Origin of the sequence: Thiomonas sp. 13-64-67 (assembly GCF_002282795.1) — a bacterium.
In the GTDB taxonomy this organism is placed as follows: domain Bacteria; phylum Pseudomonadota; class Gammaproteobacteria; order Burkholderiales; family Burkholderiaceae_C; genus Thiomonas; species Thiomonas arsenitoxydans.
This window is the reverse complement of sequence record NZ_NCKP01000089.1, coordinates 1-9,833: the sequence shown is the minus strand read 5'-3', so window position 1 is coordinate 9,833 and position 9,833 is coordinate 1. Positions and strand designations below refer to the sequence as shown.

The 9,833-nt window shown below is 63.5% G+C and carries 7 protein-coding genes and 1 pseudogene; 1 reads left to right on the top strand and 7 read right to left on the bottom strand.

The genetic code is table 11. The annotated features are described in order from the left end of the window. The 3 genes and pseudogenes from B7X30_RS14605 to B7X30_RS14595 form a co-directional block, all read right to left on the bottom strand. Positions 1 to 348 (bottom strand): annotated as a pseudogene (locus B7X30_RS14605) (MotA/TolQ/ExbB proton channel family protein); the annotation flags it as partial. Positions 349 to 432: 84 nt separating this feature from the next. After that, positions 433 to 2,790 (bottom strand): TonB-dependent receptor, encoded by a 2,358-nt coding sequence (locus tag B7X30_RS14600; protein WP_286731557.1) that lies wholly within the window; start codon positions 2,788 to 2,790, stop codon positions 433 to 435. A 151-nt stretch (positions 2,791 to 2,941) separates the two neighbouring features. Continuing rightward, complete coding sequence (locus tag B7X30_RS14595) at positions 2,942 to 3,364, bottom strand: winged helix-turn-helix domain-containing protein (RefSeq protein ID WP_013122687.1); 423 nt, start codon at positions 3,362 to 3,364, stop codon at positions 2,942 to 2,944. Between the two features lie 345 nt (positions 3,365 to 3,709). Between B7X30_RS14595 and B7X30_RS14590 the strand changes: the two genes are divergently transcribed. Further along, complete coding sequence (locus B7X30_RS14590) at positions 3,710 to 4,558, top strand: DMT family transporter (RefSeq protein ID WP_286731555.1); 849 nt, start codon at positions 3,710 to 3,712, stop codon at positions 4,556 to 4,558. A 377-nt stretch (positions 4,559 to 4,935) separates the two neighbouring features. On the opposite strand, the gene waaC is transcribed toward B7X30_RS14590, so the two are convergent. From waaC to metG, 4 genes are read right to left on the bottom strand one after another with little or no spacing between them, the layout of a single operon-like run. Next, complete coding sequence (waaC, locus tag B7X30_RS14585) at positions 4,936 to 5,910, bottom strand: lipopolysaccharide heptosyltransferase I (protein WP_286731554.1); 975 nt, start codon at positions 5,908 to 5,910, stop codon at positions 4,936 to 4,938. Beyond that, positions 5,907 to 6,806, bottom strand: a complete 900-nt coding sequence (kdoO, locus tag B7X30_RS14580) for a Kdo hydroxylase KdoO (protein ID WP_013105281.1) — start codon at positions 6,804 to 6,806, stop codon at positions 5,907 to 5,909. The genes waaC and kdoO overlap by 4 nt, the downstream gene beginning before the upstream one ends. Before the next feature lie 49 nt (positions 6,807 to 6,855). Then, positions 6,856 to 7,368: a TIGR00645 family protein gene (locus B7X30_RS14575; RefSeq protein WP_286731550.1), complete on the bottom strand. Its 513-nt coding sequence runs from the start codon at positions 7,366 to 7,368 to the stop codon at positions 6,856 to 6,858. Between the two features lie 54 nt (positions 7,369 to 7,422). Then, complete coding sequence (gene metG, locus B7X30_RS14570; RefSeq protein WP_286731548.1) at positions 7,423 to 9,600, bottom strand: methionine--tRNA ligase; 2,178 nt, start codon at positions 9,598 to 9,600, stop codon at positions 7,423 to 7,425. Positions 9,601 to 9,833: the final 233 nt, after the last annotated feature.

Genomic DNA, 9,833 nt, shown 5'->3' with positions numbered 1-9,833 from the left:
GAGCATCCACAGCCCGCGGTCGATGCGCGGGGCCTGATCCATCACCGCTTCTTCCAGCCGGTCGGTGAAGTGATCAAGCGGGTCGGCCAGGTCGTGCTGCAGCGCCACGGCGACCACCTGCGCCGCGGGGGAATCGGCGTCATCGTCCACCTTGGCTTTGAGCTGCTTCACGTCCACATGCGCGTGGCTCTTGAGCTCGCGGATCCAGCCTTTGGCCGAAGCCAGCATGCGCGAAATCGCCCAGAAGCGCTCCACGCTGACGGCCAGCGCGATGAACAACAGCAAGGCCATGATGTAGAGAATCCCGCCCGAGGTCTGGGCCAGGTGGGTGAGGGTGTCGAGAGACATGATCAAACTCCGGGAATGGAACAAAAGCTGCACAACTTAGCCGGGGTTCGTGACACGGTCACGAACCCCGCGCTCACAGCGGCATTACTGGAACGGCACCGAGAAATTGACCATGAAACTGCGACCGGCATTGGTGTAGAACAGCGGCACGTTGCCGCCTGTGTAGCCCGCCAGGGAGTTGATCTTGGTGTTGTTGGTCAGGTTGAACAGTTGCAGGCCGATCTTGGTTCCATGAGGCAGGAAGGAGGCATCCTGCACCGTGTAGTTGACCGCAGCGTTCAGAATGGTGCTCGACGGAATCTGATAGATGCCTGCCGGGTTTCCATTGCCGTCGACGCCAATGTCACCATAGTTGGAGCCGATGTACTTGGCGATGAGCGAGGCATACCACGCGCCGCGGTTGTAGATCACCCCGGCAGCCCCAGTGGTCTTGGGCACGCCGGCCAGTTGCAGGCCATCGCTGTCTTGTTTGGCCTGGTTGTAGGCGGCGTTGCCGTACAGGCTGATACCGCTGCCGATGTAATAGGTGGCCTCCATCTCAGCGCCCCGGTATTTCACGCCGCCAGCGTTATAGAAATACTTCTGCCCTGCCACGGTGCGTGACTGAACCAGATTGGTGAAGTCGATGTTGTAGAGATCGCCGCTGAGGGTGAGGGCTTTGGATCGCCAAGTGGTGCCAACCTGATAGTTGGTGGTCTGCTCCGGCTCCACGGCGCTGGCGCCGGTTTGCGGATTGGGGATGTAGAACAGGTTTTCGTTGGGCGCCAGATAGCCTTTGGCCACCTGTGCATACGCACTCCAGTTGGGAGCAATGGCGTAGTGCAGTTCGACGGCAGGGAGCACCTTGCTCCAGGTCTGGGTGTAGTCCAGCGGTTTTTTGCTCTTTTGCTCGACTGGGGCGTTGTCGTGGCGCTGGAACCAGGCGTACTTCAGGCCGCCGCGCAGTTGCAACTGGCTGGTGAGATTCCAGTCGTACTGGATATAGGGCTGTGCGGTGGTGAAGGTACCGTTGATCAGGCGATCCACCGCTTTGCTGATGCCGTTGGGATAGGTGCCGCTGGCGTTCCAGGCCTGGTTGTCGGAAAAGTCGATTTCCGAGTTGTAGCGGTGATAGGTCTGGTAGTTCAGCCAAACTCCGTAGTGCAGGGTGCCTGGCCCGAAGGTCTGGTGCATGCGCAGCAGATCGCCCCAGTTGCGATAGTTCAGGTACATGTGCTGGCCGGGAATATTGTTGGCGCCGTTGATGGTGCCATTGGGCGTATCCGCCCCAGCAGGGAAGGTGCCGTCTGGGTTGAGGCAGTTGACTTGGCCGTAGTCGCAGCCGCCGCCGTTGGGGTCAAGGCCATTCCAGCCGCTGTGGTAGTAAGCGTAGGTGTAGAGCTTGTTGTCGATCTGCACATCGCCCACGCTGGTCTTCAAGCCGAGGTACTCGAAGTCGGTCTGGAAGTCGTCGTAGTTGTAGCCGGTATAGGCCTGACTTAGTGGGTTGCTGCTCAGACCGTAGTTCGGGCCGAACTTTTGGATCTGACCTGGCAAGGTGCTGGTGTAGGGATATTTGCTCACCGAGACATAAGGGGCGGAAGTGGCGCCGACGATGGCCGCGTTGCCGCCACTGTTGCGGTTGACCATGGAGACGAAGGTCAGCAGCGAGTTGTCGCCGACGGGTTTTTCCGCCTTGATGAACAGGTTTTTGCGTTGCGTGCTGGCGCCGCTCAGATACCCGTCACTCTTGAGTTGGCGGTAGTCGATGAAAGCGCGCATGTCGCCGTAGTTCTTCATCACCCCGGTATCGAACTCGGCTCCGAGCAGCGCGGTGCCGAAGCTGCCAAAGCTGCCATAGAGCGTGGTCTGCGGCTTGTCCAGGGGCTCTTTGGTGAGCAATGAAATGGTGCCGCCAAACGTGGCGTAGCCGATGGTGGAGGCATTGCCCGGGCCGCGATCGACAATGATTTGGCCGATGTCCTGCGGCATGAAATATTCCGCCGAGTGGTGGGTGAAGTCGTTCGAGTCGCCCACCGGAATGCCGTCCCAGGTCAGGTTGTACTGTCCGTCCTGAAATCCGCGGATCGACAGTCCCTTGCTGTTGCCCAGACCCGGGCCGTTGGGCTCGATGTCCACCACGCTGGGAGCGATGCTGACGATGTCGCTGTAGTTGGCCGTCGCGGCCTGGGTGTTTTCAATGTAGTGTTGGTTGATGATGGACTGCGGCTGCCCGGCTTTGAGCGAGCCTTGCGTAGGCGCCTGGTGCGGTGCGCTTTCCTGCTTGGCTTTTTCGCGCTCGGCGGCGGTCTGACCGTTGCCGCCTTGCGCCCCCGCCTGCACCGTGCCCAGACTCTCGGGAGAGGTCTGCGCGTGGGCTGCGGCAAACGGCATGACGAGCAGGGCGGCCAGGACGGACTGGGTGAGTCGCGATGGCTTGAAGGTGGGTCGATGGCGAGACATAACTGATTGCTCCCTTGGGCGGTGGCGGGTGGGTTGACGAAAGCTGTCATTCCATTCCTGCGACATGTCCGCGGGGTTGCAAGAACCTGTCTGAATCCTGTCCAGCCGTGCCAAAGATGTAAACAAATCTTGACACTGCGAATGCTTCGCTTCACTGCATCGACTTTTCCGTGGCCCAGCGATACCCCGCGCCATGCACGGTTTGCACACGCTGATGCAGATCATGTGGACGAAGGTGCCGACGCAGGCGAGCCACCGCGGTGTGTACGGTATCGGCGTGCGCGCGTGCGGGAATGTCCATGGCCAATCGCAGCTCTTGCGGGCTCAGGATGTCGCCCGGACGTGCGCCCAGAGCCCACAACAGCAGAAACTGCTGCGAGGGCAGACTGAGGCAATGATCCTGAATACGGAGCGTCCGGGTTTGTCCGTCGAGCTCCAGAAGGGGTTCCAGCTGGACGCGGTCTCCAGTCTGCGGTGCGAGGCGTTCACGCAGGCGAGCGAGCTGGGCGCGTATGAGCTGCGGCGGGCTGTCGATCGGCAGCAGGGCATCGGCGCCCGCGTTTAGCGCAGCCATGGCGCCGGGTGAGGCGCAGTCTGGCAAAAAGGCGATGACGCGGGACGTTTGGCCTCCGAGAGGATGTCGCAGTCGCATCAGCCAGTTGGTCAGTTCATGCACGTCCTCGCCGCTGACAGCTAGTACGGCCCAGGCATCACCGACTTTCAGCCGCCGTAGGGCCTCATCGGCATCGACAGGCTGGCTGTTCCTGTCCTGGCAGGGTGTGGGGGCTGAGGCGAATTGAAGCGATAGAACAGAATGTTTGATCGGCACGATCTGGGCAGGTGGTCCGCTGATGAGAGCCAAGTGTGCGTAACCGTTTTGACAAAAGCGTGACAGGTCGGCCCACTACCATGCGCAGCGATGAAACTCAGCACCCAAGCCAATCTCTACGCCCTCGGCGCCATTGCCCTATGGGCAACGCTCGCTACCCTGGGGGTGGCGCTTTCTCAGGTGCCGGCCTTCGCGCTGACCGGGTTGGCACTGATCATCGGCAGCGTGCCGACGTGGGGCCATTGGCGGCAGTGGCGCGTGTCTCGCGCGGCGTTGGCGTTGGGCGTGTATGGCCTGTTCGGATTCCATTTCCTGTTGTTCATCGCCTTGCGCCACGCGCCGCCGGTGCAGGCCAATCTGGTGAATTACCTCTGGCCCTTGTTCATCGTGGTGCTGGCGCCGCTGCTCTTGCCCGGGGTGCGCCTGCGGTCGGCGCATGTGCTGGCGGCCGGCCTGGGCTTTCTGGGGGCGGGGCTGGCGATTCTGGGCGGTCACTCGTTAGAGGCGGCCTGGGCCTGGGGCTACCTTCCGGCCCTGGGGTCGGCGCTGATCTGGGCTACGTTCTCGCTGGGCAGCCGCCGCATGGCGCAGTCGGGCAAAGGGTTTCCCACGGCGGCGCTGGGCTTGTTCGGCCTGATTTCGGGCCTGCTCGCGCTGGCCTGTCATGTCTGGCTGGAGCCGCCTTTGCACCTCGGCCTGCGCGATGGCTTGCTGATCGGGGTGATGGGGTTGGGGCCCCTGGGCGGCGCCTTTTTGTTGTGGGACCGGGCGCTGAAACTTGGGGATCCGCGCACCATCGGAGTGTTGAGCTACCTCACGCCTTTGGCGTCGACCCTGCTGCTGATTGCCGTGACCGGGCGCGCGCTGACGATCTGGATCGGTCTGGCAACGGTGCTGATCGTCGGCGCCGCGTTGTTGGCCGTGCGGGTGAAAGACTGAGTTTTTTCATCAGGTAGCGTGATTTTGGCGGGCCACACAGGCCGATCTCGATGCGCTCACCGCAGATCGGCAACTACAAGCAACTACCTTACGCGCAAGCTGGGGTTGCTGGGAGCCAGACAAGCCCTATACGAACTTGCCCTGATTGGCCAGGGTTTGCGCTTGCTGCAAGTCCGCGGCTCGCCAGCCCAGGGTGCGCCCCGTGGCGCTATTCAGCCAGTAGGTTTGCGGTGTGACCAATATATCGACTCGGTGTTCGGGTGGCCGGAGCGGGGTACGGCCAGTCGCACCGACATGGCGGCCGCATAAGCACCGCATCATCAACGCGGGATGCGAGTGTAGGTCAGCGTAATTCTTCGACCGCTTGCCAGGCGGCTTCAATGCTCGGCGTAACGCCATCGCCGCCGAGGGTGCGGGCCAGGTGGGGTGATGTGGGGGTGAACAGCTCGGGCCCAGTGCTGACGAACAGTCCCACCACGCAGCGCCGCGGCGAGATGGGTGAAGCCGGTATCGACGCCCACCACCAGCCGACTCTGCGCAATGACGGGCAGCATGTCGAGCAGGCTGCGGCGGTCGAGAATCTGCGCGCTGCCCGGCGGAAGCGCGGCGATGATGCGCTGCGCACGCTCCTGCTCGGCGGCGTTTCCCCAGGTCAGTTGCAGCCGCAGCCCAGCCTGCACCAAACGGGCGGATAGCGCCTGCCAGTGGTCGAGCGGCCAGAGCTTTTCCGGCTTGGAAGCGCCATGCGCGAGGAAGACGGTATCGACCTTGGCAGCGCCTGGCTCGCGGGCGTAGCGCTGATCGATCGCATAGTCCACCGGGCGGTGCAGGTCGGTGTCGAGCACGGCCTGCGCAAACACCCGCCGCCCCTCGGTGCCATGCAAGCCGACGGGGCGGGCGAAATGCACCTGGTAGGCGCGGGCGGCGAGCGGCTCGCCGCCGCAGTCTTGCGCGCGATAGCCGACGCGCAGCGCGCCACGCGCCAGACGGGAGATGATGGCGCTTTTGAGCACGCTGTGCGGGTCCCAGATCAGGTCGTAGCGCTCGGCGCGCAGAGCGCGTAGCACAGCGCGCAACTCGCGCCATGCGGCGAGGCTGCGCTGCTGCTGCACCGCCTTGAGCGGCAGGGCAAAGACCTGACGCACGGCGGGGTGCAGCCGCGGAATGTCGGCGAAGCGGGCATCGACCGCCCAATCGATTTCGATGCCGGGCCAGCGTGCGGCGATGTCGGAAACGGCGGGCAGGGTCTGCACCTGATCGCCCATGGCGGACAACTGCACCAGCAGCATGCGCTGCGGGGCTGACGGCAGGGCGCCCTGACCCCACCGCAGTGGGAGCTGCGCTCGCGTCATGCGGCGGGCAGCAAGGCTTTGCCCATCAGGTCTTCGAGCACCTTGAGCGGCGCGGTGTGCGGATAGAGCTGGTGCCGAGGTTCGAGGTAGAAGGTTTGCTCCATCATGTATTGCCCGCCCATGACGGCGTGCAGCACCTGATCGGAAAACACCACCCAGGTCGTGCCCGGCGCGAAGTCCACACTGCGCTGCGGCGCGTCTTTCTGATAGGCCAGATCGGCCTTCATTTTGTCGTGCAACTGCAGCATGTAGTGGTCGTAGTCGGTGCGGTGCGATTTGGTGATTTTGAGCGCGCGCAACACCGCCGCCGAGCCGGGCACGGGGGGGGTGAGCCGCGGTGCAAAACGCTGCAGAAATTCGGGGAAGGGCTCGCCCACCCGCCACTGACGCGGCCGCCCTTCGGGATTGAGATTGGTGAATACGCGCAGCAGCCGCACGCCATGAATCGGGTTGGAGGGGAAGGCATCGACGTGCAGCCGGGTATCGTCTTTGCGCCAGCTCGTCTCGCGGCCCTCGACCTGAATTGGGCGATACGAGGCCTTGGCCGCGCGCAGCTTGCCCCGATAGTGCGGAAACAGCCGGTCGACCAGGGACTGGGCCTGATGGGAGAATCGCTGAATCATGTCGCGCAATTCGGCCTGGTCTTGCGGGCTGCCCGACGCGCCGCGAATGCTGCCGTCATCGCGCAGGCTGATATTTTTGGCTTTGCCGTCGCTGATGGACGGGGTGAGAAAGCGGCGCTCGCTTGCGCTCAGTTCGAAGTGCAGCTGCGGGAAGCACAGCACATGGCCGCCTTCGAGCAGATGCTCCACCCCGGCGGTGGGAGCGCGCTCGGTAGGGCTGGCATCCCAGGCGGTATCGGGAAAGTTGCGGATGGTGTCGTCGAGTGCGGCCATATGACCTCCTGCAAAAAATAGACTGCCTACGGTGCACAGAATAGGGTGCTCAGTGATTGTCCGCCTTGATGCCCGACAGCCGGTCCATGAGCGCAAACATCACGCCGGAGAACACCAGCACCAGGTGGATGGCGATGGCCCACGCCATGTCGTCACGGCTGGCTTGGCGCACATTGATGAAATATTTGAGCAGTTCGACCCCCGAGATCGCCACGATGGAGCCGATGAGTTTGAGCTTCAGATCGGAAAAGGTGACGTGGCCCATCCAGCTGGGGCGGTCTTCGTGGTCGCCGGTGTCGATCTTGGAGACGAAGTTCTCGTAGCCGGCAAAAATGATGATGATCAGCAGATTGGCCACCAGGGCGATGTCCACCAGAGACAGAATGGCCAGCATGGCCTCGCCGCCCGTGCCGGAAAACACCACGGACACCGCGCCGACGAAGGTTTTGACAAACTTCACCAGCAGCAAAACGATGCCCAGAACCAGGCCGATATAGAACGGCGCCAGCAGCCAGCGGCTGCCGAAAATCAGAACTTCCAGAGTATGTTCGACGCGTTTCATGAGGGCTTTGCGACAAGGAGAGGCGGAGATGCGCGCGACTGTAACGAGGCTGCGTTACCGCACCCGCATGCCGGGCTGCGCTCCCGTATGCGGTTCGAGAATGTAGAGGCCGGGCTGCGCCTTTTCGTCGGCGGCGCTGGCGGCCAGCACCATGCCTTCGCTCAGGCCGAACTTCATTTTGCGCGGCGCGAGGTTGGCCACCAGTACGGTGAGCTTGCCGATCAGGTCTTCAGGTTTGTAGGCGCTGGAGATGCCGGAGAACACATTGCGGGTGCGCGGCTGGCCGTCGGGCGTGGTTTCGCCCACGTCGAGGGTCAGGCGCAGCAGCTTGGTCGAGCCTTCCACGGCTTCGGCATGGGCGATGCGAGCGATGCGCAGATCGATCTTGGCGAAGTCGTCGATGGTGATGAAGGGGTCTTGCGTGGCGTCGGCAGTCGGTGCTGTGGGCGTCATGGCTTGGGCGGCGGGCTTGGCAACAGGCTTGGCAACAGGTTTGGCAGCGACTGGCGCTGCGGGCGGATCGGTCTCGAACAGGGCGTCGAGGCGCTTGGGGTCGATGCGGTGCATCAGGTGCTGATAGGGTGCGGCGTGTTGCGGCAGTTCGGTGGCGTCGCTCCAGACGAAATCGCGCTCCAGCCCGAACAGCTCGCGCGCCACGCGAGCGGTGAGCGCGGGCAGCACCGGGCTGAGCATGACCGACAGCAGCCAGAACCCGGCCAAGGCCTGCGAGCAGGCGTCTTGCAGTTCGGCGCGGCGGGCTTCGTCTTTCGCCAGAATCCAGGGCTGGGCGGCGTCGAACGCGGTGTTGATGCGGTCGGCGTAGGCCATGATTTCGCGCAGCGCACGGGCGTATTCGCGCGCTTCGAAAGCAGCGGCCACGTCGTCGGCCAGCGCCTGGGCGGCGTCGCGCAAATCGCCGGTGTTGTGGGCATAACCCAGCTTGCCGTCGAAGTATTGGCTGATGAATTTGGCGGCGCGGCTGGCGATGTTGACGTATTTGCCGATCAGGTCGCTGTTGACCCGGGCGACGAAATCTTCCGGCGTGAAGTCCACGTCTTCCACCCGCGCGGTCAGCTTGGCGGCGAGGTAATAGCGCAGCCACTCGGGGTTGAGGCCGATGTCGAGGTATTTCAGCGGCGAGATGCCGGTGCCCCGGCTTTTGCTCATCTTCTCGCCGCCGACGGTGACAAAACCGTGCACATTGATCTGGCTGGGCGTCTTGCGGCCCGAGAAGTGCAGCATGGCCGGCCAGAACAGGGTGTGGAAATAGACGATGTCCTTGCCGATGAAATGCACCTGCTCCACCGCCGGATCGGCGACGAAGGCGTCGAAACTCTGCGCGGTGCGCGAAGGCGCGTGCCAGTGCTGCGCGGCCTGCCCCTTGTCGAAATGGTTTTTCAGGCTGGCGAGGTAGCCGATGGGGGCGTCGAGCCAGACGTAGAAGTATTTGCCCGGCGCGTCCGGAATTTCGATGCCGAAGTAGGGCGCGTCGCGCGAGATGTCCCAGTCGGCCAGGCCGCCGTGGCCGTTTTCGTCGGTGGTGAACCATTCACGCACCTTGTTGAGCACTTCGGTTTGCAGATGCGGCTGACCGTGGGCGTTGGCGGCCTGCGTCCAGTCGCGCAGATAGTCGGCGCAGCGGTCGGACGAGAGCTGAAAGAAGTAGTGCTCGCTCTTACGCAGCTCCGGCGTGGCGCCGGATAGTGTGGAATAGGGATGCTTGAGCTCGGTGGGCGCGTACACCGCCCCGCACACCTCGCAGGCGTCGCCGTACTGATCGGCCGCGCCGCACTTGGGGCACTGACCCTTGATGTAGCGGTCGGGCAGGAACATGCCTTTGACCGGATCGAAGAACTGCTCGATGTCGCGCATCGCAATCAGGCCGTTCTTGCGCAGCGCGCGGTAGATGTCCTGCGCGAGTTGATGGTTTTCCGGCGCGTCGGTGTTGTGCCAGTTGTCGAAGCGGATGTGAAAGCCGTCGAGGTATTGCGCCCGCCCGGCGGCGATGTCGGCGACGAACTGCTGCGGCGTCTTGCCGGCCTTGTCGGCGGCGATCATGATGGGCGCGCCGTGGGCGTCGTCGGCACCGACGAAGTGCACCTCGTGGCCCTGCATGCGCTGGAAGCGCACCCAGGTGTCGGCCTGGATGTATTCCATGATGTGGCCGATGTGGAACGGGCCGTTGGCGTAAGGCAGGGCGGTGGTGACGAAGAATCGGCGCTTGGAAGTCATGGTGAACGGGGTGGAATGCGCCCGGCCGGGAGCGCCGGGGCGTGCGGGCGTTGCCGCGCAAACAGTCATTTTAGGTGGCGACGGGCGAAAGGATCTGGCGCGACAACCGGGCGATCGTGCGCCCTTCCGCTTCGACCTCGCGCAGGCGGCGCTCGATCGGGGTGTCGATGGCGCCGGTTTCGGCCGCTTCGATGCACGTCGCCTGCCCGTCTAGACCGAGACAGCCTTGCAAC